Source organism: Mycetocola manganoxydans (genome assembly GCF_003667545.1).
Taxonomy (GTDB): Bacteria; Actinomycetota; Actinomycetes; order Actinomycetales; family Microbacteriaceae; genus Mycetocola_A; species Mycetocola_A manganoxydans.
This window is the reverse complement of the sequence record NZ_RCUV01000001.1, coordinates 139615-165026: the sequence shown is the minus strand read 5'-3', so window position 1 is coordinate 165026 and position 25412 is coordinate 139615. Positions and strand designations below refer to the sequence as shown.

Genomic DNA, 25412 nt, shown 5'->3' with positions numbered 1-25412 from the left:
TAGTCGCCCGACGCTGGGCGATTCAGGCGAGAGATTCGGGATGCGACGCGCCTGGCGCCCGCGGTGGCGGCGGCTTTTCCGGCAGGCGGGATCGCCAGCTCATCCCCTGCGAACCCTTCACGGCGCAGATGACGAGCAGCAACCAGCCGGATTCGTCGAGGAGGAAGCTCTCCGACATGCCCGTAGCGAGCAGTGCGACGAGGACGAGGGCGGGCCAGACGTAGACGGTGCTGCGTTTGTTCGAGGCGAGGAGCCAGCTCCGAAGGAAGGCGAATCCGCAGAGCAGGATGAACGAGAAGATGCCGACGAGCCCCACCTGGAGGTAGACGTCGAGGAAGGCATTGAGGGCGGAGATGTGTTCGCGGCCGACCGTCCAGATGATGTAGTTGTACGGTGCCTCGCCGAGCGGCCAGCTGCCGGCCCAACCCCAGCCCTCCAGCGGGTGGATCTGGATGAAGTTCCAGACGCTCAGCCAGAGACGGTAGCGCACCTCGAATTCGCTCCCCGCGTTGAGCAGATCGATGATTCGTGTTCGCGTCGCGTAGGCGATCACGAGCGAGAGTGATCCCGCGGCGAGCAACGCGACCTGGAATACCCGGCGGGCGTCCGGTCGTGCCCGGCGAAGACCGTAGAGCGCGAGGGACGCGACGCCGAGGATCACGACGACGATGAGGGTGACCGGTGAGCCGCTGAAGATGAGGCAGAGCAGCGCGATCGCGACCGAGTACTGGGCGACAGGCTTGGGGACGGAGCGGGTGCGCCACTCGATGATGAAGGTGACGAGCGCGATCGACGTGACCATACCGAGCAGGTTCCTGGTCTCGAAGAGTCCCTGGATGGGTCCACCGGACGCGAGCAGTCCCTCGACCCCGAGGAACCCGATCGGACGATCGAAGATGACCCCGCTGGCCACCTCAAGAAGCAGGGATGCGCTCAGCAACACGCGCAGGACGCCTCCCGTCGTGCGCACGATCTGGATCAGGTCCCTGGTGAGAGCGACGGTGAGCCCGAGGAACGCGTACACCGTGAGCGTGAAGAGCCCTTCGAGCGTGTCGGCCGGATATCCGGACCAGGCAGCCGAGATGGCACACCAGATGATGAAGGCAAGGATCGAGAGAGGAAGCAATCCGTGCCAGTCGAGGAATCGGCGGCGTGCGACGAGAACCACGATGGATCCGATGGCGAGGGTCACGAGCATCGCGGTCAGCCCCGGTACGCCGATGACACGGCCGAGCGCAGGCGCACCGAACGCGACTCCAACGATGCACCAGGCCAGAGCCTGAGCGACAGGAGCCGATCCGAGAGTCTCCTCGATCGACTGCAGGCGGGACGGACGCGCCCCGCGCGAGTTGCTCATCGCCCGAGCGCCGATGGGCGCGTGACGGTTTGCTGCTTGGTGGCGACCGCGAAGAGGACCAGAAGCACCCATCCCGATTCGATGAGGATGCGGCTCTCGGCGAGCGATTGCACGAGCAGAACGACGAGAAAGAGGATCGGGAGGAGCGACAGCGGGGAATAGGGGTGGGTGTCGACGATGTCGACGCGAGGGCGGTCGACAGCGGCAAACCACGCCCGCCAGGTGACGGAAACGATCACGGCGGTGAAGAGGATGAGGCCGACGAAACCGAGCTGCAGCCAGACATCCAGCCACGCGTTATGCGCGTGCAGTTGAAGCACTCCCCGGCGCACCACGAGATCATTGAACGGTTCGACCCACGGGATCCAGGGGCTGGAGTAGCCCCAGCCGAACCATGGCCTGTGGGCAGCGGTGCTCAGGACGGTGTCCCAGATCGTCAGCCGCCCGGTGAGATCGTCGCTCTTGCCGAGCAAGCCGAGCAGTTGATCGCGGAACAGGACGGCTCCCGCGATTGCGATTGCGAGGGCGCCGAGGAGTCCCAGATAGACCGGAGTTCTTCCGGCCGGCGTTCCTGCGCTGCGGATGAGCAGTGCTGCAGCCAGCACGATGGCAACGGCCACGAGTGCGATGATCATGGTGCTCGAGCGCGTCAGAGCGAACGCGAGCGCGGCGAGAACGAGCCAGCTGATGGCGGACCAGCGGCGCACAGTGCCTGCGGCCCATTGCAGCGAGAAGACGATCAGGCCGAACAGGGCGATGATGCCGAGCAGGTTCGAATTGCCGAGGATGCCCTGGATCTTTCCGCCTTCGAAGAGGAGATTCCGTGACCAGAAGGCGAGAAGCGGCGGTTCCTCGTCGCCGTAGTCGATCCAGAACGGCAGCACCCTGTCACGGATGACGAGCGAAACCCAGAGCTCGAACAGGATCGACAGGGCGAGGATCCACTTGATCGCGTTCGCGAGCACGCGGACGACCTCCGGCCAGTCGAACGTCAGCGCCAGGAAGATCCCGATGAAGCTGCAGACCAGCATGCCGGCGAGCGTGAAGACGCTCGCGCCCGGGTACGCCGACCACGCGAGAGAAAGCACGGCGAAAACGACGAAGGCGAGAAGGGCTTTCGGAATGCGGCGGCGATCCCAGACCGGACGCAACCGGAGAAAAACGACAAGCGCAGCCACCGCCACCAGGATGCTCACGCCGACGAAACCCCAGAGCCCGAGCACGTGGCGCACCGCGTCTCCAGCCAGGGCGATGAACAGCGCGAGGGTGGCGATCCCGGATGCCCACAGTCGCGGAGTCGAGAGCGCTTCGGGTGGCGCGACGATCGGCGAGGTCATGCAGTCAGGGTATCGCGCTGCCGGAGGAAAGGCCGAAGGCGGGAGAGCTGAACGATCAGGACGACGACCTCAGAGACCGCGAGCCCCGCTGCGATCCCCGGAGTGCCGAAAGCGAGCATGAGGGGCACGAGGAGGACGGCGCCGGTGATTGCGCCGGCGATGGTGCTCGTGGCCAGAGCGCGGGTCTGGCCGAAGGCGGTGAGGCACGCGAACCCGGTGATCTGGGAGACAAGCATGGCGGCGAGCGCGATTCCCAGTGGGATCGAGAGAGCAAACGGAATGGAGAGGCCGCTCCCCGAGAACAGGTCGACGATCCAGGGCGTTGCGGCGGCGTAGGCGATGCCGCCGGCGAGACCGGTGAGTGCGGCGATCTTCGTCACCACCCGGGCGCGGCGAGCCTGTTCTTCTTCGGGTTTGGCCGGGACGAAGCTTTGCGACACCTGCACGATGGGGCGGGTCGCCATGAGGCCGAAACGCATGATCCTCTCCGCGAGCGCGTACGCTGCGGTGACCTGGGTACCGGCGAATGCGCCGACGATGAGGATCGGAAGGTTGACGTAGATTGCGCTCGTGAGCGACATGGCAACCGCGGCCGACTGCCCGGACAGTCGCGCGAATGCTCCCCGTGCTGACAGGTCACGCGCCCAGCCCGGGTAGCGGCTGCTGATACTCACCGTGGTGACGATGAGCGCGGCGACAGCACCGAGTCCCTGCACGAGGATGAACCACAGGGCGTTGCCGGTGATCATGAGCAGTCCCGCTCCGGCGAGAGTTCCGATGCTCTTGGGAACGAGGTCGAGGAAGAAGTACCGACCGGGGCTCGCCTCTCCGACGAAAAACCAGGCGCCGGACAACCCCGATACGAGCCCGGTCACCACCGTGAACGCCGTGACGAGGGGATATGCGCTGCCGAACAGGAGTGCGATCACGATCGCCGGGGGAAGCACAACGGCGAGAAGCCAGATCCGGCTGATCAGGGAATCGAGGTAATACCGGCCACGGTCTGCTGGCTCGAGGCTGGCGACGTCGGTCGGACCGGTGACGCCCCAACCGAAGATCACGAGCACGTAGGCGAAGCCGGCGACGCCCTGGGCCACGGCGATCTCAGCCCACACTGCTTCGCCGGCAAAGACGATGATGACCGGGAGCACACCGATGCTGATGACGCCGCTGATGATGACCGATGCCCCGTAACCGCCGGTGAACCCGAGCAGGCGCCGACGGCTCACCACGGTTCTCTCACAACATCCACGCAATTCTGGCCGGAACGGCCTGGCTCGACGAATGGGCGGGTCGCGCCTCGGTTCGTCGCAAGTATAGGCGAGGGCGTCGTCAACCCAGCGTCTGTCCATGTTGCTCTGCCTACAGTTGAATGATGCATTCTTCACGGGTCCCGGGCACTGCCCGGTCAGGGCGGATCGCCTCGCTCGACGGTGTGCGGGGGATCGCGGCGGTCGTCGTCCTGCTGTACCACCACACGCTCGTTGCGCGTCCCGCTCTCGAGCAGATCCCCGGTGCGTGGGAGTGGCTCACCCAATCCCCGCTCAAACTCGTCACCGCCGGAACCGAAGCGGTCCTCGTGTTCTTCGTTCTCAGCGGACTCGTCGTTGCCCTCCCAGCCCTCCGCAACGGTTTCGACTGGTTGGCGTACTACCCGAGCCGGCTGGTCCGCCTCTATCTTCCCGTCGTGGCATCCCTGCTTCTGGCTGCGGCATTCATCCTCCTGGTCCCGCATGCCGACGGCCAGGTCACGGCTGACAGCTGGCTGGAGAAGCGCAACGCGGACGAGGCCCCGTTGTCACTCCTGCTCGGTGAGGCGACATTGCTCCCCGAGACCTACACGCTCAACAACGTCCTGTGGTCGCTGCGCTGGGAGGTCCTTTTCTCGCTTCTTCTTCCGGTCTTCATCGTGGCCACCAGGGCGGTCGGCAGGCACGTCGGCCTTGCCGTGTTCGTCAGCGGCGGTGCCATGGTCCTCGGCCGCGTTCTCGAACTCGATGCGCTCGTCTATCTGCCGACCTTCTTCCTCGGCACCCTGATCGCCGCGAACCTCGACCGGCTTCGAGCGTGGGGTGCATCGGTCCACGAGCGGTACGGCGGCTGGGTCTGGGCTGCGCTCGCCGTGTCGTCGTCCGCAGTCCTGATCACCAGTTGGCTCGCCCGGCCGATCGCACCCGCCGGATCGCAGGTCAGCGCTGTTCTCTGGGGGCTCGCCGGGTTCGGCGCGGCCGGACTCATCGTCGTTGCGATCGTGTCGCCCCTGGCTGAACGCCTTCTGGACTCACCACTGCCGCGCTGGCTCGGCAAGGTGTCGTTCAGCCTGTACCTCGTGCACATTCCGGTGCTCGCGACGGTTGCCTACCTCATCGGAGACGGTCGATGGTGGCTCGTTTCAGCCGTTGCGCTCCCGGCAACTTTCGCAGTCTCCGTCGCATTCCACGCCGCAGTCGAAAAGCCAGCGCACGCGCTGGCGCGGCGGGTGGGAGCCCGCGCTGCATCGCAGCCCGATCGATCTCTCGTGCCCACCGCCGGGTAACGGATTCGTCCGAGAAGCGTTCCGCGGTGCGGATCGCCTGACGTCGCATCGCGGCGACGCGCGCGGCTGGGAGCGCGAGAAGTTGCTCGATCGCCGCGGTGAGACCGGCGACGTCACCCGCAGGAACGAGATACCCGTTGTGTCCGTTGCGGATGATGTCGGCCGGGCCGTAAGGGATGTCGTACGCGATGGGCAGGCATCCGCTCGCCATCGCCTCGACGAGGACGAGGGGGAGACCTTCACTGCGTGAGGTGAGGAGCAAGAAGGAGGCGTCCGCCAGTTCACGGCTCGCGCCGGATCGATAACCGTGCAGGACGACGCTGGCGTCTGTCGCAGCGACGGTTCGTTCGACCTTCGCCCGCTCAGGACCGTCTCCGAACACGTCGAGCGACACACGTCCGCTCATCGCTGCGACCGCTTTCACCGCATGCTCAACGCGTTTGCGCTTGTCGAGAGATGCCAGAACGACTCCCCGCGTCAGATCGCGGTCGATGGGTCCGCGTTCGCCTGGCGAGACGTCCCGTCCATTCGGGATGACGGCGAGCGGGGCGTCCGTGCCGAGGATCAACCGCGCGTCATCGCGCTGGCGCTCGGTGAGGAACACGATGCGGTCGAACCCGTCCGGAGTCCGGAACACGTCGGCGCGCGACGCCCGCACCTGCAGGGGATCGGTCACCCCCTGGCGGTGAGATGCGTGCACCACATGCAGGGTGATGAGGTCCGGCCTACGGTATCCGAGCACGAACCGTGCACTGGTCTTGCTGTCGACGATCAGCGTGGTCGGCCGATGGTCGCGAAGCTGGTCGAGCCACCACCGGTACAACGACCGGGCGCTGCGCCACCGGCGCGCGGGGGTGCCGTCGGCGTCGCACCAGACGATCACCCGGCCCCCGGTGGTTCCCGGCTCGCGAATGTCACGACGGTCCGAGACGGCGAGGGAGCCGTTCGCGCGGTAGTGGTCGACCTGAAGCGGGTTGCCGTTTCCGTCCGAGCGGATGCGCATGATCTCGCGCCCGTCTCTGACGACCGATTCGTACGTCGGGTCGTTGTCGAGAGGCGTGAATGGAACCCGCCTGGCGGCGGCCTTGTCGTCAGTGTCCGAGCGGGGGAGCGTGCCGACCAGCCAGTCCCAGAGGTTCGTCAGCGTCATGCCGTCGATCAGTTCTCCTGAGGCACGCAGGCGCGGCTCAAGAGCCGGATAGTCCGGCCGGAGATCGAAGGTGACGACGTCGACGGCGACTCCGCCGAGCCGGACGAACGCACGGGAGCGGTGCAGCAGGGCACCGGTCATCCCGCCGAAGGAATCGGAGACCCCCCAGGTCACGGCGAGGTGGCAGCCAGGTCGCAGATGGACATGCGGCATGGACGGGGCCTCCGGGCAGTATCAGACCGGCCGGAATGGCCGGGCGCGGGATCGATCCTCGCATCCGGCCGAACGTCCTGCCACCGCCTTGCCGATCGGTGGCCCGGGGTGTACCGGGCCATCGACAACTCAGACGAAAGCGGCCTTTCCGGTGATCGCGCGACCAACGATGAGTGCGTTCATCTCTCGAGTGCCCTCGTAGGAGTAGAGCGCTTCAGCGTCGGCGAAGAAGCGCGCGGCCTCGTAGTCGAGGACGATGCCGTTGCCGCCCATGGATTCGCGCGCCCACGCGACGGTCTCCCGCATCTTCGACGTGCAGAACCCCTTGGCGAGGGCGGAGTGCTCGTCGCCCTGAGTGCCTTCGTCGTGCATCTGCGAGACCCGGACGCACAGCGCCATCGAGGCAGTGATGTTTCCGAGGCAGCGAGCGAGCAGGTCCTGTACGAGCTGGTGTTCGGCGATCTTCTTGCCGAACTGCTCCCGCTCCTTCGCGTATGCGACCGCTGCTTCGTACGCCCCGATCGCGACGCCGACGCTCGACCAGGCGACAGCCGCGCGGGTCAGCCGGAGGACCTTCGCGGTGTCGCGGAACGAGCGGGCGTTCTGCAGCCGCATCGCCTCAGGGACGACCACGTTCTCGAGAACGATGTCCGCGTTCTGCACCGGGCGAAGCGCGATCTTGCGCTCGATCTTGGTCGCGGAATACCCGGGGGTCGTGGTGTCGACGATGAAACCCTTGACCTGGCCGTCCGACGTGTCCTTGGCCCAGATGATCGTGATGTCACTGAAGGTGGCGTTCCCGATCCAGCGCTTGGATCCGTTGAGCACCCAGCTGTCACCGTCACGGGTCGCCGTTGTGCGCAAGCCGCGTGCGCTGTCGCTGCCGGAGAGGGGTTCTGTGAGTCCGAATGCTCCGATGACCTCACCGCTCGCCATCCGCGGCAGCCACTCGTCGCGCTGCTCCTGTGAGCCGCAGACGGAGATCGAGCCCATCGCGAGACCCTCCTGCACCCCGATGAAGGTCGACATCGAGGCGTCCACCCTCGACATCTCCATTGCCGCGAGCCCGCGGAACACGGCCGAGTTCTCGAACGGCCGAGTCTCGGGGAAGGCGAACCGGGCGACGTCGGTGGCAAGGAACGACTCGACGAGGTCGTGCGGGAACTCGGCGCGCTCCCAGTAGTCATTGATCACCGGGCGAACGGTGCCCTCCATGTACGAACGCAGGCGCATCAGTGCATCCTGCTCCTCGGGAGTGAGGAGTGTCTCGAATCCGTAGAAATCACTGGCGAGGGGTTCGAACGACATGCGTGCTCCATTGCGTTGAGGGAAGGGGAATCCTGCTTCGCAGCCTAGGCAACGGCGACCGGGGCGACAATTCGCCTGCGCCGAACGGACAACGGCCGACGTTGGCATTCACACGGCTCTTGTAGGGTGGCGATAACCCCGCACGCCCCCGGAGACACCCGAAGGACGAGTCCGTGTTTGTTCCCATCGCCAACACTCCCCGCGACTACGCCTGGGGGTCCCGAACCGACATCGCGGGGCTTCTCGGACGCTCACCATCCGGCAAACCCGAGGCGGAACTGTGGCTCGGCGCCCACCCGGGATCGCCGGCAACGATCCTGACCCCTGAGGCCGTCGGTGGATTCATGACGCTTGCCGACTGGGTCGCAGCGGACGCGGCATCCGCCGGCCTTTCCGGGCAGCGGCTGCCGTTCCTCCTCAAACTCCTCGCCGCGGATGCCCCGCTCTCGTTGCAGGCTCACCCGTCGCCAGCTCAGGCGAGGGATGGGTTCGACAGGGAGAACGCCGCGGGGATCGCTCTCGACGACCCTGCGCGTAACTACAAGGACGCGTTCCACAAGCCTGAGCTGATCTTCGCCCTGAGCGACACGTTCGACGCACTGTGCGGGTTCCGGCCGGTCGGCGACGCCGCGGTGGACGTCGACGCGCTCCTCGCCGTCCCCGGGCTTTCGGCGGATGATCTCACGGCGCTCGCCGCGTTCCGCCGAGAACTCGAGGGGGACGACGCCGATGTGCTCCGTCGTGTCGTCAGTTCTCTCCTGGACGGCGACAGCTCGACCCTCGTCCGCGCCGTGACGGCTGCAGCGACATCCGCCCCTCGAACGCCAGCGGTCGACACCGTCAGGCTCCTCGCCGGATTCGCCCCCGGTGACCCGGGGATCGTGGTGTCGCTTCTCCTCAACCGGGTGACGCTGACGCGCGGGCAGGTGCTGTACCTGCCAGCCGGTAACATCCACGCGTACCTCCGCGGTTTCGGCGTCGAACTCATGGCGGCGAGCGACAACGTGCTGCGCGGGGGCCTGACCCCGAAGCACATCGACGTGCCCGAACTGCTGACGGTGCTCGACTTCACTCCGGTGGCCGTGCCGTACCTCGAGCCGGAGCGTCTCGAGAACGGGATTGACGTCTACCGGCCAGGGGTGCCCGATTTCGAACTCGTGCACATTGTCGCGGGGCAGGGAACGTCGCCCACTCTCGAGCTGCCAGGCGCGGCCATCGCCCTCGCGGCAGCTGGATCCGTCACCCTCACCGGCGCGTCCGGTTCGCTCACACTCGAGCGCGGTGCGGCGGCCTACATCACTCCGGACGAGGGGCAGCTCAGCATTCGCGGCGACGGGGAGTTGTTCGTCGCGACGACGCGGCTCTAGCGATCAGCCAGCTGCCATCACGGCGTCGCCCGTGCAGCTGAACGCCCTGCGGTAGGCGTTCGGCGTCGTGTGCAGGACCTTGAGGAAGTGGTGTCTCATGACCGCTGCCGATCCGAACCCGGATTCCGCGGCGATCTGCTCGAGACCTTCGTCGGTGCGCTCGAGCAGGTGCTGGGCCCGGATGAGCCTCTGCCGGTTCAGCCAGGCTGCCGGTGTCGCTCCCATCTCAGCGCGGAACCGTCGTGCGAAGGTCCGCTCGGACATCAGCGCGCGTGCCGCGAGAACATCGACGGGGAGATCCTCGGCGAGGTTTTCGAGCATCCATTCGGTCACCCCGGCGAACGAGTCGCTGTGCCGTTCGGGCACCGGCGCCTGGATGTACTGGGCCTGGCCACCGTCGCGCTGGGGAGGAACGACCATGCGTCTGGCGATCACGTTCGCGGCGGCGGCGCCGAGCTCGGTGCGCACGAGGTGCAGGCAGGCGTCGATCCCCGCCGCGGTTCCCGCCCCGGTGATGACCCTGCGGTCCTCAACGAAGAGCACGTCGGGGTCGACGGTCGTCGACGGGTAATCCCGGGTGAGCCTGTCGGTGTACATCCAGTGCGTGGTGCTGCGGCGTCCGTCGAGGATGCCGGCCTCCGCAAGGGCGAACGCCCCGCTGCAGACGCTGAGGATCCAGGCGCCGCGTGCCTCGGCGTCCTGCAACAGGTCGATGATGCGCGGATCCAGTTCTCCGAAGTAGTACGCGGGAACAGCGACAAGATCGGCATCCTTCGCCTCGTCCAGGTTCTCGTTGACGATGATGTCGAATCCGAGTTTGGTTCGAACGGGACCCGGCTCAGCAGCGACGATGTGGAAGTCGAACGACGGGCCGCCCATGTCGGACCTGTCGATTCCGAAAACTTCACAGAGGACCCCGAACTCGAACGGAGCCATCTCGGGAAGGGCGAGAACGGCAATTTTCTTCAGCATGACGGATGCTCCGAATCTGGCAGGAATGTATCGAATAGTGGCAATTCTGCCACTGTTGGCAGGATCTCGCAATCCATAGATTTACAGACATGTTGATGTTGCTGATTCTTACCGCCGCCGCGGTCATCTTCTCGATGATCGCCACCGTCGTCGACCTGCACTCCGACGGACTCCGCCGCCTCCCTGAGCGGACTTTCGGCCCGTCCAGGAATGACGACCTCGACCAGCTCGGTCGTCCGTTCACTGCGGGACTGCGCTGAGCCCTCCCGATCGCCCGTGCAATATGCTCGGTACCGGGCGGCTCCTGCCGTCCGGTACCGAGGAGGAAGCATGACCTGGTTGGTCACCGGAGGCGCCGGCTACATCGGTGCACACGTCGTTCGCGCGTTCACGGAACAGGGCATGAGCGTTGTCGTGCTCGATGACCTCTCGAGCGGCCACACGACGTTCCTCCCCGAGAGCGTGCCCTTCGTCCGCGGAAGCATCCTCGACAGCGCTCTGGTCGAGTCGACGCTCCTGGATCACGCCGTCACCGGCGTCGTGCACATCGCGGGTTTCAAATACGCCGGCGTATCCGTCGAGCGCCCGCTGCACACGTACGCGCAGAATGTGACCGGTACCCTCGTTCTCCTGGAGGCCATGGCGGCAGTGGGGGTTTCGCGGATCGTGTTCTCCTCGAGCGCGGCCGTGTACGGGACGCCGGACACCGACCTCGTGACCGAGGCCACCCCGAAGAGCCCGCAGTCGCCCTATGGCGAGTCGAAGCTCATCGGGGAGTGGTTGCTCGCCGACCAGGGCGTTGCGGCGGGTCTCGCACACACGTCGCTTCGCTACTTCAACGTCGTCGGGTCGGGGTATCCGGACGTCTACGACACGAGCCCGCACAATCTGTTCCCGCTGATCTTCGAAGCCCTCCTGACCGGCCGCACCCCGCGCATCTACGGCACCGACTACCCGACACCGGACGGCACGTGCGTGCGCGACTACATCCACGTCGCCGACCTCGCCCACTCCCACGTCGCTGCAGCGCGACGACTCGATGCGGGAGACCCGATCGAACCCGTCTACAACCTCGGCTCCGGAGACGGGGTGTCCGTGGGCGAGATCATGACCGCCGTCCGCGACGTGACCGGAATCGACTTCACGCCCGAGCTGGCAGACAGGCGCGCCGGGGATCCGGCCAGGATCGTGGCATCCGGTGACCTCGCCGCTCGTGACCTGGACTGGAGTATGCGCCACACCCTCGCCGAGATGGTGGACTCCGCGTACCGGGCACGCGCGAACGCCGCCACGACACGCCGGTAGAGGCTGCGTGAACCCTCCATTGGGGGTTGAGGGTTTACTATCCGCGACTTGACGTGAGCGAACTACACGGGTGTAATTATGTCTAGCGCCGCGTGGCGCATGGGCAAAAAGTGGGGAGAGAGATATGTCACCTGAATATCGCTCTGGGGTTCCCGAGGACTGGTTCGTTGACCCGGTTCAATTGGGCGTGCCCGGTGTTCGCAAGAATACCGAAGACGACAACCCACTCGCCTGGCAGTCGGACTCGCTGTGTGCGCAGACAGACCCGGAGGCTTTTTTCCCCGAAAAGGGCGGTTCCACGCGAGACGCCAAGCGAATCTGCACGAGTTGCGAAGTTCGAACGCAATGCCTCGAATACGCTCTCGAGAACGACGAGCGCTTCGGCATCTGGGGCGGGCTGTCCGAGCGTGAACGTCGCAAGCTGAAAAAACGCGCCGTCTGATCCTCCCTCGGGTGGCGATATCGTGCCACGCCGGACCAGTCGACCGCCCTGTGCCCCCGCCGACATAGTCTGGACGCGATGTCTCCCCGAGTTACCGCAATCCTTGTCGTGCACGACGGCACCAGCCCCACCGGCACCGCTGGTCTTCAGGGCACCCTCGACGCGCTCGCCCGGCAATCGCGGAAGCCGGATGCCGTCATCGCCGTCGCGTGCGACGCACCGGCATCCGTCACCCTGACTCTCGAACGTGCAGGGGTCGACCGCATCGTGACCTCCGGGGAGCGGCTGAAATTCGGCCAGGCTCTCGCGGCGGGCGTCCGGGTGATCGAGCAGCCTGACGGGCCCGATGAATTTCTCTGGCTGCTCGCCCAGGACACGCCTCCCGACCCCGACGCGCTCGAGAAGTTGCTCGGCGCCCTCGAGATCGCCCCCTCTGTGGCGATCGCAGGCCCCAAGATCAAGGACGCCGCAGACGGTGTGACCATCGTGTCGCTCGGTGAGTCGGTAACGCCATTCGGAACGACCGTTGCGCTCGTCGAGAACGAACTCGACCAGGGCCAGCACGACAACGTCAGCGACGTGCTGGGTGTCGCCCCGGCGGGCCTTCTCGTGCGGCACGCCGTCTGGGAGCACCTCGACGGGTTCGATCCGGCCCTCGGCTCGGCGGACGACGCACTCGACTTCTGCACCAGGGCCAGACTCGCGGGGCACAGGGTCACCGTCGTCCCGTCGGCCACCGTGTTCAGCGGTGGAAGCGGGATCGCCGGTGCTGCCAGGTCCGGCCGCCCGGCGGCACGACGCAAGCGAGCTCGGCAGACACGGGGAGCCCAGCTGTATCGCCGGCTCGTGTACGCGCCGACCGCGATCATCTGGCTGCACTGGCTCAGCCTCGTCCCGCTGGGCATTCTGCGCGGGATCGCGCGCATCATCGGGAAACAGCCCGACCTCGTCGGCCCCGAGATCGCAGCGGCGTTCCGGGTCGCCTTCAGCCCCATGCGGATCGCGCGGGCCCGCAAGAACCTCCGCGATTCCAAGGCGGTCGGCTGGTCGTCGCTCGCTGCCCTCCGGATCCCGTTCGCCGAAGTCCGCAGGCGCAGGAGGCTGCGCCGGGAGTCCGGCGCTGTCGTCTACACCGTCGAACGCAGCGAACTGCGATTCTTCACCGGGGGAGGCGCGTGGCTCGTGCTCGCGTCCGCGCTCATCGGCTCGGCGCTGTTCTTCCGGCTGCTGGCGGCATCCGCCATCGAAGGGGGCACGATCCTGCCGCTGTCGTCAGCGGTGGGCGACCTCTGGTCGAACATCGGCTATGGCTGGCGTGATATCGGACTCGGCTTCACCGGGGCCGCTGACCCGTTCGCCGCCGTCGTCGCCGTGCTCGGCACGCTCACGTTCTGGAACCCGTCGTACTCGCTCGTGCTCGTGACGCTCCTGGCGCTTCCTCTCGCCACCCTCGGGGCATGGTTCGCGGCCACCCGGCTCACCGAGGCCAGCGGCTACCGACTCGTCGCCGCTGTGCTCTGGACCGTCGCGCCGACCTTCCTTTCGGCTCTCAGCGCCGGCCACCTCTCCGGCATCCTCATTCACCTCCTGCTTCCGTGGCTCTTCTACAGCGGATGCGTCGCCGCACGTTCCTGGGGATCCGCCGCGGTTGCGTCGCTGATCCTCGCCGCGACACTCGCCGTCGCGCCGACGCTTGCCCCTGCCCTCCTGGTTCTCTGGCTCATCGCCCTCGTGCTCTCCGGCAGGCACCTCGCACGGGTGGTGTGGCTGGTTCTTCCGAGCGCTGTCCTGTTCGCTCCCCTTGTCTGGCAGCAGGGCGTCGTCGGGCGCAACTGGCTGGGGCTGCTCGCGGACCCGGGACTACCTCTCCTGACCGCCCGTCCGACCGGCTGGGACCTTCTGCAGGGCCTTCCTGCCGGGAACCCCGCGTGGGCGTCGATCGCCGACACTCTCGGCTTGTCTGCCCTTCCCGCGAGCCTTCTCGTCGCGATCCTGCTCGCTCCGCTTGCCGTCATGGCGCTCGTTGCGTTGTTCCTTCCTGGGAGTGCGCGGGCTGCATTCCTCGTTCTCACCGCACTCCTCGGCCTCGCGACCGCGGTCGGCTCCACGCATCTCCTGATCAGCGTCACCGGTTCGCAGGCCGCATCTGCCTGGCCAGGATCGGCGCTGAGCCTGTACTGGCTCGGCCTGGTCGGCGCGGCGGTGGTCGGTTTCGACAGCCTTCGCCGCTCAGCCGCCCTGCCGGCACTCGTCATCGGTATCCTCGCGCTCGTCGTCGCTGCGCCGATGGCAACGAGCCTCGCAACCGGAGGGGCGATCACGGCGAGCAACGGCAGGACCCTGCCCGCCTATGTTGCTGCGGCGGCGTCGGTCGACCCATCCCTCCGGACTCTTGTTCTCACTCCTCAGCCAGACGGCGGTGTGGCGGCACGGCTCGTCGGCGGTGTCGGCAGGACGCTCGACACTCAGTCGACGCTTCTGACGACCACTCCCGACATCACGGACAACGACGAAAAGGTGGCTGTTCTCGCCGCCAACCTCGTCTCGCAGGGCGGGCTTGACCCGACCGCGCTGCTCTCCGAGTACCGCGTGCGATTCGTGCTTCTCACACCACCCGCCCCGTCGCTGGGAGAGGACGTGACGGCTCCCGCAGATGGCATGACCGCCCGTGCGGCCACTTCGCTCGATTCCAACGCCTCGCTCGCTCACGTCGGTCCGACCGACCGCGGAACCCTCTGGCGCTTCGAGGGAGATATCGCACAGGCCGGCGTCGGCCCCCGGGATCCGCTTGCATCGACTCTGGTCCTCGTCAGCCTCGCTCTCGTCTTCGGTTTTGCGCTGCTCCTCGCCGTCCCCACTGCCGCATCACGTCGGGCAGCGGAGAGCCGGCCACGCGTGATCGGCCGTCGGGGACATGAGCAAGCTCCCCGCCTGACACGGGCCGAACGGGCCGAGCTGAAAGCAGATGCCGAGGCGGAGAAGGCGATCGAGCTCGAGCTTGCAGCGGAGTCCGAATCCATCGACAAGGCCGAAGCTGTTGCGACCGCTGCTGACGCCGCGGCACCGGCAACCGAACCGACAGGCGACAATGAGCGGCCGGCGCTGGTGCCGAGCGCGACCGTCGAGAGCGAGAACAACGATGGCCGATAGACGCAGGGTGGCAGCGACAAGCGGGCGAGTGGTGACAGGCATCCTCGGCGTAGCGCTCTTCGCCGGGGCGGCGTTCGCCGTCGGACAGGTGGAACTCCCCGTGGTTGCTGCCGATGTGCCGCGCACGAGCGTGACGCCGACGGCATCCGACCAGACCCGGCTGTGCCCAGGGCCGCTCCTTCGCCAGGAGATCGACGCGTCGTCAGGCAGCTTCGGGGCTCCGGCTGTCACCCTCGCGGCCCCAGAGGGTAGCGAGCAGACGGCGCTCTCCGCTCCAGACAACATCAGTGGGGACCAGTTCGGGCTGCCGACGGTCGTCACGTCATCGAGCGCCGACGGAGAGGACGCGCCACTCGTTGCTGCGGCCCAGTCGCAGAGCGCGGACCTCGACGATCTCACCGGTTTCGCCGCGACCGCATGCGGTGAAGTCAGCGCCGACAGCTGGCTCGTCGCCGGATCGACCGATGTCGGGCGGACGAGCCTGCTGTCGCTCAGCAATCCCACGCGCGCTGATGCCGTGATCGACCTGTCGTTCTTCGGTGAGACCGGCGAGATCGAAGCTCCGGGAGCGGGCGGCATCATCGTGCAGGCGGGTGAAAGCAGGGTGTTCTCCGTCGCAAGCTTTGCCCCGAGCATCCGGAATCCCGTGATCCGGGTCAGGACAACCGGCGGTCAGGTTTACGCCACCCTGCAGCACAGCGTCGTCCGTGGCATCACGCCCGGCGGTGTGGAACTGTCTGCGCCGACAGCTCCTCCGGCGATCACGCAGGTCCTGCCGGGTGTCGTGATTCCCGGAACCGCACCGACCACGATCGGTGAGACCTACGACGACAGCATCGGCGCGCTGCGCCTCCTCGTGCCAGGCGCCGACGCTGCCCGGGTCGTCATCACGTTCGCGAGCGAGTCGGGGGGAACAGTGCCAGAGCCCCTCGATTACGCGATCGAGGCCGGCGTCGTCAATGAGATTCCGCTGTCCAACCTCGCCGCGGGGAGCTACTCGATCTCCATGAGCTCCGATGTGCCGATCGTCGCCGCCGCGCGAACGACCGCCGCAGCCGGCGATTCCGGCGATTTCGCGTGGTTCGTCGCATCCGCCCCGATCGATGCCGATCTCAGCCTCGCCGTCGCTCAGGGTCAGGGGTCACGACTCCACCTGTTCAACCCGACGGATTCCGCGATCGACGTCACGCTCACCGGGCAAAACGGAGCCGAGACCGGCGTCGCCGTTCCTGCCGGCGATGGCGTCGTGACGCCGGTTCGTGGGGGTGCCGCGTACACCGTCTCGGGTGCAGAAGGCGTGCACGCGCAGATCAGCTTCGAGGGTGCAGGCGGTTTCTCGGCCTACGGGATCCAGCCGGCCAATCCGCTGGCGACGCCCGTGACGGTTTACCCGCGATAGACGTCCGTCACGGGGGAGCCCCTGTCCTAGAAGTGGAAGCGGTCGGGACCGAGGTCCCACGGGTCCTTGCCGATCAGCTCGGCTGTGGCCCGGAACACGCAACTCTCGATCATCATCCGCTGGTGCAGTTCGTCATCTCGGTGCAGCTTGCTCATCCGCTGGATCGGCAGGCGGTAGAGCACGATCCTGCGCTCTGATGCGCTCGTCCACCAGCGGGGTACCGTTCCGTCCGGGGAAGTCCCGAGTGGCATCGCCCCGACCTCGTACCGGACGTTGGACAGGTCATCCGGCCACGCGCTCCGCAGGAAATCAGCTGCTGCGGCGACGGTCATGTCGAAGGTGTCGATGCGATTCTTGAGCGGGTCGAGGTGCGGGCCCGTCGCTGCGCTGCGTTCCGATCGTCCGTGCCGGTCGTGCCTGACCGCGCGCCGGGTATAACCCGTGCTCCGGGAAGTGCGTCTGGCCATGACGCCATCCTATTCGCCTCGAGCGGCGAGGTTCCCGGGCTCCGGTGCCCAGGGCTTGTATGGTGAGGAGAATGTTTGACAGGCCCTGTTCGAAAGTCGGATGCTCGCGCGACGCGGTATCGACACTCACCTATGACTACGGTGACTCGATGGCGGTGCTCGGCCCCCTGTCGCTCGCCAGGGAACCGCACACGTACGACCTCTGCGCGATCCACGCCGAACGGATGAGCGCTCCGCAGGGCTGGCAGGTCGTGCGGCACCAGATGCTGCGCGACGTCGGCTCCTCCGCCTGAGAAGCTCTCGGGGAACGCGCCGGTGCGTCTGCGAGAATGGCATCATGACGATTACCCCCCCTCGCGCATCCGCCACCTCGCTGCCGTTCCAGGTCCGCGACCTCTCGCTCGCTGAAGCGGGTCGCCACCAGATCCGGCTGGCCGAGAACGAGATGCCAGGCCTCATGGCCCTCCGTGAGGAGTTCGGCGCTTCACAGCCCCTGGCCGGCGCCCGCATCGCCGGTTCGCTGCACATGACCGTGCAGACTGCCGTGCTCATCGAAACCCTCACAGCCCTCGGCGCGCGTGTGCGCTGGGCGAGCTGCAACATTTTCTCCACCCAGGACGAAGCCGCCGCCGCGATCGCCGTCGGCCCGACCGGGACCGTCGACGCGCCGGCCGGTGTGCCGGTGTTCGCCTGGAAGGGCGAAACCCTCGAAGAGTACTGGGCATGCGCCGAGCAGATCTTCGACTGGTCGGCCGAAGCGGCGGAAGAGGGCGCGGACTGGACCGGCCCCAACATGATCCTCGACGACGGGGGAGACGCAACGCTCCTCGTCCACAACGGGCGCACATACGAGCTGGCCGGTGCTGTTCCGGAGACGACGGACGCCGACAGCACCGAGGGTCGCGTCGTCCTCGAGCTGCTGCGTCGCTCGCTCGCGGCGTCCCCCGACCGCTGGACGAAGGTCGGGGCGGAACTGCTCGGAGTCACCGAGGAGACCACGACCGGCGTTCATCGCCTCTACGAACTGTTCCGGAACGGTGAGCTCCTGTTCCCCGCGATCAACGTCAACGACTCGGTCACGAAGAGCAAATTCGACAACAAGTACGGCATCCGCCACTCGCTTCCCGACGGGCTCAACCGCGCCACAGACGTTCTCATCGGCGGCAAGGTCGCGTTCGTCGTCGGTTACGGCGACGTCGGCAAGGGAGCGGCCGAGGCCCTCCGCGGCCAGGGCGCTCGCGTCATCGTCTCAGAAGTCGACCCGATCTGCGCCCTGCAGGCGGCGATGGACGGCTACCAGGTCGCGCGTATCGAGAGCGTCATCGAGCAGGTCGACATCTTCGTCACCGGCACAGGCAACGTCAACGTGATCACCACGGAGCACATGCTCCGGATGAAGCACCAGGCGATCGTCGCGAACGTCGGTCACTTCGACAACGAAGTGGACATGGCGGGGCTGGAGGCACTCGACGGTGCCGAGCGGGTGGAGATCAAGCCGCAGGTGCACGAGTGGCGACTGCCCACCGGCCGGTCGATCCTCATTCTGAGCGAGGGACGCCTGATGAACCTCGGAAACGCCACGGGGCATCCGTCATTCGTCATGAGCAACTCGTTCACGAACCAGGTGCTCGCGCAGATCGAACTCTTCGCTCACCGCGAGAACTACCCCGTTGGCGTCTACGTGCTGCCGAAGCACCTCGACGAGAAGGTCGCCCGGCTCCACCTCGGTGCCCTCGGCGTCGAGCTCACGACGCTCTCCGAGGAGCAGGCCGCATACATCGGCGTTACGGTCGACGGCCCGTACAAGGTCGATCACTACCGCTACTGAGGTCTCTCGCCGCGAGTTGCCGGAAATCGCGGGTGCGCGAGCGCGTGCAACCGCTTTTCCGGGCAACTCGCGGTTTTTTTCAGCGGTCGGGGAAGCCGTGCGGCCGACCGGTCAGCACGGGGGCGACCCGCGCGAGGCGTTCCCGCTCGAGCATGTGGGCCGCGTACTCACGATCGCGGCGTGCGGCGGCGACCGCATAGAGGAACAGTTCCGGATCGACATTCGGGACCGGTGAGACCCAGGCGGATGCCTCGACGGCAAGATCGCGTGCGAGTCGCACACGGGTCGCGGGCGTCAGCTTCGGAGCCTGCTTGAGGAACTGCGCGATGCGGCGGGACAGCCGGTCTGGCATCCGTCCCACGTCTGCCAGTTCGGCCCACGCGGCAAGGGCGGGCGGCATGCCGAACACCGGCTCGGCGACACGCGGAACGCGCTCCTGCTGGGCGTACGTGCCCGCGAGGAGGTCGCCGAGGCGCTTCGACCGGCCGGTGAGCAGCCCGGTCAGAGCGGCGACCCCACCGAGGGTCATGTAGATCTCGAGAAAACCGGTGACCGCGCGAATGAATGCGTGCCTGAACCCGGCCGCCCCGCCGTCGTCGCGGACGATCCGTGCTCCGACGGCGAGTTTTCCGAGCGACCTGCCCCTGCTGAGGGTTTCGACCGCCGTCGGAACGACGACGCAGGAGAAGACGATGATCGACGTGCTGAACGCGGCTGTCGCCGACTGGTCGATCACACCCTGCATCGCCAGTACGAAAAGCAGCCAGAACAGCAGGCCCGCGAGAATCACGGTCGCGAGGAAGTCGATGATGGCGCCGGCGGCACGGAGGATGAAACTCGTCGACTGGACGTCGAGGGCGACGGCCTCCCCGGTGAGAAGCTCGGAGGAGTCCGGCGTGTTCGAGAGTGTGCCGACGGGCTCTGCCATGAATAGTATCTAAGCAGATGGATCTCGATGCCTACAGCGCCGCCCACCGCGAAGAGTGGGACCGCCTTGACGCTCTCGCGTCGAAGCGCGGTTTGTCGGGCGCCGAAGCCGACGAACTGATCGATCGTTACCAGGCCGGCGCCACCCAGTTGTCTGCGATCAAGACGACGGCGGGGTCGACCGTTCACGGTGATCGACTCAGCGTCAGTCTGTCGAGGGCCCGGCTCCGGTTCACCTCCGCCGGCTCGAACGTGATGAGCCAGGTGCCGCGGTTCTTCGTGTTGCAGCTTCCGGCAGCACTGTACCGATTGCGCTGGCTCACCCTTGCCGTGGCCCTCAGCACGGTGATCGTCGCAGGGCTCTGGGCGGCGTGGATCCTCGGTGACCCCCAGGTCCTCGCGAACCTCGGCAGTACGGCCGAGCTGCAGCAGCTCGCCGAAGAGGACTTCGCCAACTATTATTCCGACAACCCGGCGGCTTCCTTCGCCGGACAGGTCTGGACCAACAACGCATGGATCGCCGCCCAGTGCATCGCGTTCGGCGTCACCGGTGTCTGGGTTCCCTACGTGATCCTGATGAACGCGCAAAACCTCGGTGTCACCGCCGCCGTCCTGTTCAGCTTCGGCCACGGCGACACGTTCTTCCTCTACATCGCCCCGCACGGGATGCTGGAACTCACCGCGATCTTCGTCGCCGGCGCAGGTGGACTCCGGATCTTCTGGGCGTGGGTCGCGCCGGGCAACCGCACGAGGGGGCAGGCGCTCGCCGAAGATGCCCGCTCGCTCTTCACTGTCGCCATCGGTCTCGTGCTCGTCCTTCTCGTCGCCGGAATCCTCGAGGGATTCGTCACCCCACAGCCCTGGCCGTGGCCCGTGAAGATCGGGCTCGGCGCGCTCGCCCTCGGCGCGTTTCTGTTCTACATGCTCGTTCTCGGCCGCCGCGCCTACCGCGCGGGCGAGACCGGGGACCTGACCGCCTTCGAAGCGGGAGCATCCCGCCTGTATGCCGGCTGACGGCATCCCAGTTTTGAATGATTCAAGATAGACGCTAGGCTTGAGTCATGACCACGGCGAGCACGACCCCCCAGCGCGAACTGCTGCGCTCGGCCGGGCTCCGGGCAACCGACCAGCGTCTCGCCGTGCTTCGCGCTCTTGAAACCTCCCCGCACGCTGACGCCCACACCGTCTTCCAGGCCGTGCTGCCCGATCTGCCCGACACCTCACTGCAGGCCGTCTACGGTGTGCTCGGAGCGTTGACCGATGCCGGTCTCGTGCGGCGGATCGAACCGGCCGGATCCCCCGCGCGCTACGAATTGCGTGTCGGAGACAACCACCACCACATCGTCTGCTCGAAATGCGGAGCGATCGGGGACGTGGATTGCGCCGTCGGTGCGGCTCCGTGCCTGACGCCGCTGGACACATCCGGATTCACTCTCACAACGGCCGAAGTCACGTACTGGGGTCTCTGCCCCGATTGCGCTGCCGCGCCCCTCACCTGACCCTGTCTTTTCGCAACAGGCCGCATCGCGCTGCCTGACGCTTCCCCCTGCCCCGACAAGCACCACCAAGGAGATACATGTCCGACACCTCGTACACCACCACAAACACCGGAACACCGGTCGCAGCCGACTCACAGTCGCTGACCGTCGGAGCAGACGGCGCGATCCCGCTGATCGACAGCTACCTGACCGAGAAGCTCGCCCACTTCAACCGCGAGCGGGTGCCGGAGCGTGTCGTTCACGCCAAGGGTGGTGGAGCGTTCGGTGTCTTCGAGACAACGGAGGACGTGTCAAGGTTCACTCGCGCAGCACTGTTCCAGCAGGGCGCGTCGACCGAGATGCTCGCCCGTTTCTCGACCGTCGCCGGAGAGCAGGGCTCTCCTGACACCTGGCGCGACCCGCGCGGATTCGCGCTCAAGTTCTACACGTCCGAGGGAAACTACGACCTCGTCGGCAACAACACACCGGTGTTCTTCATCCGCGACGGCATCAAGTTCCCCGACTTCATCCACTCGCAGAAGCGCCTCCCTGGCTCGAACCTGCGCAACAACGACATGCAGTGGGACTTCTGGAGCCAGTCTCCCGAGAGCGCCCACCAGGTCACCTGGCTCATGGGTGACCGTGGCCTGCCGGCATCCTGGCGCCAGATGGACGGCTTCGGCTCGCACACTTACCAGTGGATCAACGCGGAGGGCGAGCGCTTCTGGGTGAAGTACCACTTCAAGACCAACCAGGGCATTGCCGTGCTGAGCGCGGACCAGGCCACCGAGATCGCCGGCCAGGACGCCGACTACCACCAGCACGACCTGTACACGAACATCGCCGAAGGGAACTTCCCGAGCTGGACGCTGTCCGTGCAGGTCATGCCGTACGAGGACGCGAAGACCTACCGGTTCAACCCGTTCGACGTCACGAAGGTCTGGCCGCACGCCGACTACCCGCTGATCAAGGTCGGCACCATGACGCTCAACAAGAACGCCGAGAACTACTTCGCCCAGATCGAGCAGGCGACGTTCTCTCCGGCGAACTTCGTTCCAGGAATCGCCGCGAGCCCCGACCGGATGCTCCAGGCCCGGATCTTCTCCTACGCGGACGCCCAGCGCTACCGCGTCGGTGTGAACCACGCCCAGCTCCCGGTGAACGCCGCGAAGGCCCAGGTCAACACGTACTCCAAGGACGGCGCTGCCCGGATCGACTTCCCGCCGGCAGACCGCCCGGTCTACGCGCCGAACTCGTTCGGCGGCCCGCACGCGGACGCTGCTCGCGCGGCCGAATCCACCGGCTGGCAGAACGACGGTGAGCTCCTGCGCACCTCGGCCACACTGCACCCCGAGGACGATGACTTCGGGCAGGCAGGAACCCTCTACCGCGACGTCATGGACGACGCGGCGAAGGCCCGCCTGCTCGCGCAGATCACCGGTCACGTCGGTGCTGTCCGGAACCCGGAGATCCGTGCGCGTGCGATTGCGTACTGGTCGAACGTCGACATCGAGCTGGGCTCGAAGCTCGGTGCTGCGCTCGCAGCCGCGCACGTCGCCGTCTAGGCACGACTGACACACGCAGGGCCCGGCATCCGCTTCACGCGGGTGCCGGGCCCGTCGTCGTTGTCGCGAATTCACCCGGTGCGGACGGAACCACCCGGTACGCCGGGTGATTCCGACCGGAACGCGTGAAGACGCGGGTCAGAGGCGCCCGGCCGCCTTGAGCGCGAGGTAGCGGTCGGCGAGGGCGGGTGGAAGCTCGGACGGTGACGCCGTCACGACCTCGGCCCCCATCTGCCGGATGGCATCAGAGACCCTCGAGATGTCGAGCAGCGCGCGCTCCGCGGCGGCGGCCAGATACACCTCGTCCCGGTTTCCGCGCTGACGGCTCGCCTCGAGCGCGGCGGGGTCGGTGACGGATGCCACGACGACGACGTGCCGTTTGGTCAGCTGGGGGAGCACCGACAGCAGGGCGGTGGAGGCGCCGGGCGCGTCGATCGACGTGAGCAGAACGATGAGGGAACGCTGGCTCGTCACTCCTCGGACGAGCGCGGGAACAGCCGCCCAGTCCATTTCGAGCAGTTCCGGTTCGACCGGGGCGAGAGCGTCCACCATCTTCGCCATCAGGTCCGCGCCTGTCGCTCCCTGGACGCGTGCCCGCATCCGCCGGTCGTAGGCGAGCAGGTCGACCCGGTCACCCGCGCGCGTTGCGAGCGCGGCAAGAAGGAGGGATGCCTCGAACGCGGTATCGATGCGCGGTTCGTCCGCGATCCGGGCGGCAGACGTGCGACCGGTGTCGAGGACGAGTACCACCCTCCGATCGCGTTCGGGACGCCACGTCCGCACAACGACGTCGCGTCTCCTGGCCGTTGCCCGCCAGTCGATCGATCGGACGTCATCGCCGCGGACGTACTCCCTCAGGGAGTCGAACTCCGTGCCCTGGCCGCGGACCATGACACTCGTCGCACCGTCGAGTTCGCGGAGCCGCGCGAGCCTCGATGGCAGGTGCTTTCGAGCGTGGAACGGCGGAAGCACCCGGATTCGGCCGGGACTCTTGAGCGTCGCCTGCCGCGCCCACAACCCGAGCGGCCCGAACGAGCGCACGGTGACGAGTTCGACGGTGCGCTCGCCGCGACGGAACGGTGTGAGCGGCACGGACACGAGCCGTCGTTCACCCGACGGAATGCTCACGCGCGCCCGGGTGACGGCAGCGCCTGCCGACGGCTGCCAGGCATCACGGACGATTCCGCGCAGGGTGCGCCTGCCACGGTTGGTGAGGTAGAGCTCGCTCAGGACGGTCTCGCCGAGCCGTGTGCGCGGTGGAAGCGACCGTGACGTGGTGACGAGACGGGGAGACGCCGCGAGCGAAAGGTCGAGGATGCCGAGCGCGAGAACGAACAGCAGCCAGGCGCCGAGCACGGCGCCCGGCTCGCCCGTCACCAGGCCCAGCGCGATCACCGGAACGACGCCAAGGGCGACGAGCGCGACGAACCTCCCGGAAACGGTCATTTAGATCGGGACCTGTACCTGCTGCATGATCGAGCGCAGGATCGCGTCGGAGGCGACACCCTCCAGTTCCGCTTCCGGGCGCAACTGCAACCGGTGTCTCCAGACGGGAAGCACCATCGCCTGAACGTGGTCGGGGGTGACCCAGGAGTAGCCGCTGAGCCAGGCCCACGCCTTCGCCGCTGAGAGCAACGCCGTCGTTCCGCGCGGACTGACACCCATGCGCACGGACGGGCTGCGTCGTGTGGCGCGCGCAAGGTCCACGATGTAGCTGAGCACGTCCGGGCTGACCCCTGTCGCTGCCGCCGCGACCTGCGCTTCGGCGAGGTCGGCGGCGCCGAGCACCGCCGTGACACCGGCGCCGGTGAGGTCACGCGGGTTGAAACCCGCGGAGTGCCTCCGCAGGACCTCGACCTCGATATCGCGCTCGGGAACGTCGAGGACGAGCTTGAGCAGGAACCTGTCGAGTTGGGCCTCTGGCAGCGTGTATGTGCCCTCGTATTCGATCGGGTTCATCGTCGCAGCGACGACGAAGGGCTCGGCGAGGGGCTGGGTGACGCCGTCGGTGGACACCTGGCGTTCTTCCATTGCCTCGAGAAGCGATGACTGCGTCTTCGGGGGAGTCCGGTTGATCTCGTCGGCGAGGAGGATGTTGGTGAACACGGGTCCGCGGCGGAATTCGAACTCGCCGGTCTTCGCGTCGTACACGAGCGAACCGGTGACATCACCCGGCATCAGGTCAGGAGTGAATTGCACCCGCTTCGTGTCGAGGTCGAGCGCCTGGCTGAGGGTACGGACGAGGAGGGTCTTGGCGACCCCTGGCACACCCTCGAGGAGCACATGGCCTTTCGCGAGGAGGGCGACGATCAGGCCGCTCACGGCTGCTTCCTGCCCGACTACCGCCTTGCCGACCTCCCTGCGCACCTGGGCAAGCTGTGCCCGGAGTTCGGCGTTCCGCGGCGACTCGGCCTCGGCCGGCGCACGAGGCGGCTCCGTGCCGTCACTCGATCGACGGACCGCGTGCTGCGGCTGCTGCGGGTAGCTCCTCGGTGCGCCGGTGTCGTCGGGGTATCCCTGCGGGATGGGCTGGCCTTGGCGGTGCGGATACGGCTGGCCGTGCGGTGTCGGTGTGGTCATGTCGCATTCTTCCGGTTCGGTCGTACGGGTT

At 67.0% G+C, this 25412-nt stretch carries 21 protein-coding genes and 1 pseudogene; 12 read left to right on the top strand and 10 right to left on the bottom strand.

What is annotated here, in order from left to right:
* Nucleotides 1-22: 22 nt before the first annotated feature.
* From D9V29_RS00770 to D9V29_RS00760, 3 genes are read right to left on the bottom strand one after another with little or no spacing between them, the layout of a single operon-like run.
* Complete coding sequence (locus tag D9V29_RS00770) at nt 23-1357, bottom strand: O-antigen ligase family protein (RefSeq protein ID WP_183084863.1); 1335 nt, start codon at nt 1355-1357, stop codon at nt 23-25.
* Nucleotides 1354-2694 (bottom strand): O-antigen ligase family protein, encoded by a 1341-nt coding sequence (locus D9V29_RS00765; RefSeq protein WP_121671413.1) that lies wholly within the window; start codon nt 2692-2694, stop codon nt 1354-1356. Before D9V29_RS00765 ends, D9V29_RS00770 begins: the two co-directional genes overlap by 4 nt.
* Nucleotides 2691-3923, bottom strand: a complete 1233-nt coding sequence (locus D9V29_RS00760) for a lipopolysaccharide biosynthesis protein (RefSeq protein ID WP_147436198.1) — start codon at nt 3921-3923, stop codon at nt 2691-2693. Before D9V29_RS00760 ends, D9V29_RS00765 begins: the two co-directional genes overlap by 4 nt.
* Nucleotides 3924-4069: 146 nt before the next feature.
* On the opposite strand from D9V29_RS00760, the gene D9V29_RS15070 reads away from it, so the two are divergent.
* Nucleotides 4070-5230 (top strand): acyltransferase family protein, encoded by a 1161-nt coding sequence (locus D9V29_RS15070; RefSeq protein ID WP_259462871.1) that lies wholly within the window; start codon nt 4070-4072, stop codon nt 5228-5230.
* Nucleotides 5231-5276: 46 nt separating this feature from the next.
* Here the strand turns inward: D9V29_RS15070 and D9V29_RS15065 are convergent.
* Nucleotides 5277-6233: pseudogene (locus D9V29_RS15065) on the bottom strand (glycosyltransferase); the annotation flags it as partial.
* Between the two features lie 489 nt (nt 6234-6722).
* The gene (locus D9V29_RS00745) at nt 6723-7901 is read right to left on the bottom strand and encodes an acyl-CoA dehydrogenase family protein (protein ID WP_121671409.1); all 1179 of its coding nucleotides are present in this window, start codon (nt 7899-7901) and stop codon (nt 6723-6725) included.
* Nucleotides 7902-8074: 173 nt separating this feature from the next.
* On the opposite strand from D9V29_RS00745, the gene manA reads away from it, so the two are divergent.
* Nucleotides 8075-9268, top strand: a complete 1194-nt coding sequence (gene manA / locus D9V29_RS00740) for a mannose-6-phosphate isomerase, class I (protein ID WP_121671408.1) — start codon at nt 8075-8077, stop codon at nt 9266-9268.
* 3 nt (nt 9269-9271) lie between these two features.
* On the opposite strand, the gene D9V29_RS00735 is transcribed toward manA, so the two are convergent.
* Entirely contained in the window at nt 9272-10240 is a 969-nt protein-coding gene (locus D9V29_RS00735) for a GlxA family transcriptional regulator (protein WP_121671407.1), read from the bottom strand.
* Between the two features lie 89 nt (nt 10241-10329).
* Here D9V29_RS00735 and D9V29_RS14830 point away from each other — a divergent pair, with 89 nt between their 5' ends.
* The 5 genes from D9V29_RS14830 (at nt 10330) to D9V29_RS00715 (ending at nt 16536) form a co-directional block, all read left to right on the top strand.
* On the top strand, nt 10330-10500 hold the full coding sequence (locus tag D9V29_RS14830; protein ID WP_183084862.1) for a hypothetical protein: 171 nt from the start codon (nt 10330-10332) through the stop codon (nt 10498-10500).
* A gap of 70 nt (nt 10501-10570) precedes the next feature.
* A complete protein-coding gene (gene galE, locus D9V29_RS00730; RefSeq protein ID WP_121671406.1) occupies nt 10571-11545 on the top strand; it encodes a UDP-glucose 4-epimerase GalE in 975 nt (324 codons plus the stop codon).
* A 124-nt stretch (nt 11546-11669) separates the two neighbouring features.
* Nucleotides 11670-11987, top strand: coding sequence for a WhiB family transcriptional regulator (locus tag D9V29_RS00725; RefSeq protein ID WP_121671405.1), 318 nt, complete (start codon nt 11670-11672; stop codon nt 11985-11987).
* A 78-nt stretch (nt 11988-12065) separates the two neighbouring features.
* Entirely contained in the window at nt 12066-15137 is a 3072-nt protein-coding gene (locus D9V29_RS00720; protein WP_121671404.1) for a glycosyltransferase, read from the top strand.
* 7 nt (nt 15138-15144) lie between these two features.
* Nucleotides 15145-16536 carry a DUF5719 family protein gene (locus D9V29_RS00715; RefSeq protein ID WP_147436197.1) on the top strand — a complete coding sequence of 464 codons (1392 nt, stop codon included), beginning with the start codon at nt 15145-15147 and terminating at the stop codon, nt 16534-16536.
* Between the two features lie 26 nt (nt 16537-16562).
* Here the strand turns inward: D9V29_RS00715 and D9V29_RS00710 are convergent, their stop codons facing one another.
* The gene (locus tag D9V29_RS00710; protein WP_121671402.1) at nt 16563-17003 is read right to left on the bottom strand and encodes a metallopeptidase family protein; all 441 of its coding nucleotides are present in this window, start codon (nt 17001-17003) and stop codon (nt 16563-16565) included.
* A gap of 71 nt (nt 17004-17074) precedes the next feature.
* Between D9V29_RS00710 and D9V29_RS00705 the strand changes: the two genes are divergently transcribed.
* Nucleotides 17075-17296, top strand: coding sequence for a DUF3499 family protein (locus tag D9V29_RS00705; RefSeq protein WP_121671401.1), 222 nt, complete (start codon nt 17075-17077; stop codon nt 17294-17296).
* A gap of 44 nt (nt 17297-17340) precedes the next feature.
* Complete coding sequence (gene ahcY, locus D9V29_RS00700; protein WP_121671400.1) at nt 17341-18831, top strand: adenosylhomocysteinase; 1491 nt, start codon at nt 17341-17343, stop codon at nt 18829-18831.
* 79 nt (nt 18832-18910) lie between these two features.
* Here the strand turns inward: ahcY and D9V29_RS00695 are convergent, their stop codons facing one another.
* Complete coding sequence (locus D9V29_RS00695; RefSeq protein ID WP_121671399.1) at nt 18911-19759, bottom strand: RDD family protein; 849 nt, start codon at nt 19757-19759, stop codon at nt 18911-18913.
* Between the two features lie 17 nt (nt 19760-19776).
* On the opposite strand from D9V29_RS00695, the gene D9V29_RS00690 reads away from it, so the two are divergent.
* The 3 genes from D9V29_RS00690 (at nt 19777) to D9V29_RS00680 (ending at nt 22801) form a co-directional block, all read left to right on the top strand.
* Nucleotides 19777-20772 carry a stage II sporulation protein M gene (locus D9V29_RS00690; RefSeq protein ID WP_121671398.1) on the top strand — a complete coding sequence of 332 codons (996 nt, stop codon included), beginning with the start codon at nt 19777-19779 and terminating at the stop codon, nt 20770-20772.
* Between the two features lie 47 nt (nt 20773-20819).
* Complete coding sequence (locus D9V29_RS00685; RefSeq protein ID WP_121671397.1) at nt 20820-21257, top strand: Fur family transcriptional regulator; 438 nt, start codon at nt 20820-20822, stop codon at nt 21255-21257.
* Between the two features lie 77 nt (nt 21258-21334).
* Nucleotides 21335-22801 carry a catalase gene (locus D9V29_RS00680; protein WP_121671396.1) on the top strand — a complete coding sequence of 489 codons (1467 nt, stop codon included), beginning with the start codon at nt 21335-21337 and terminating at the stop codon, nt 22799-22801.
* A gap of 138 nt (nt 22802-22939) precedes the next feature.
* Here the strand turns inward: D9V29_RS00680 and D9V29_RS00675 are convergent, their stop codons facing one another.
* Nucleotides 22940-24247, bottom strand: coding sequence for a DUF58 domain-containing protein (locus D9V29_RS00675; RefSeq protein WP_121671395.1), 1308 nt, complete (start codon nt 24245-24247; stop codon nt 22940-22942).
* Nucleotides 24248-25381 (bottom strand): AAA family ATPase, encoded by a 1134-nt coding sequence (locus D9V29_RS00670; RefSeq protein WP_229790398.1) that lies wholly within the window; start codon nt 25379-25381, stop codon nt 24248-24250.
* Nucleotides 25382-25412: the final 31 nt, after the last annotated feature.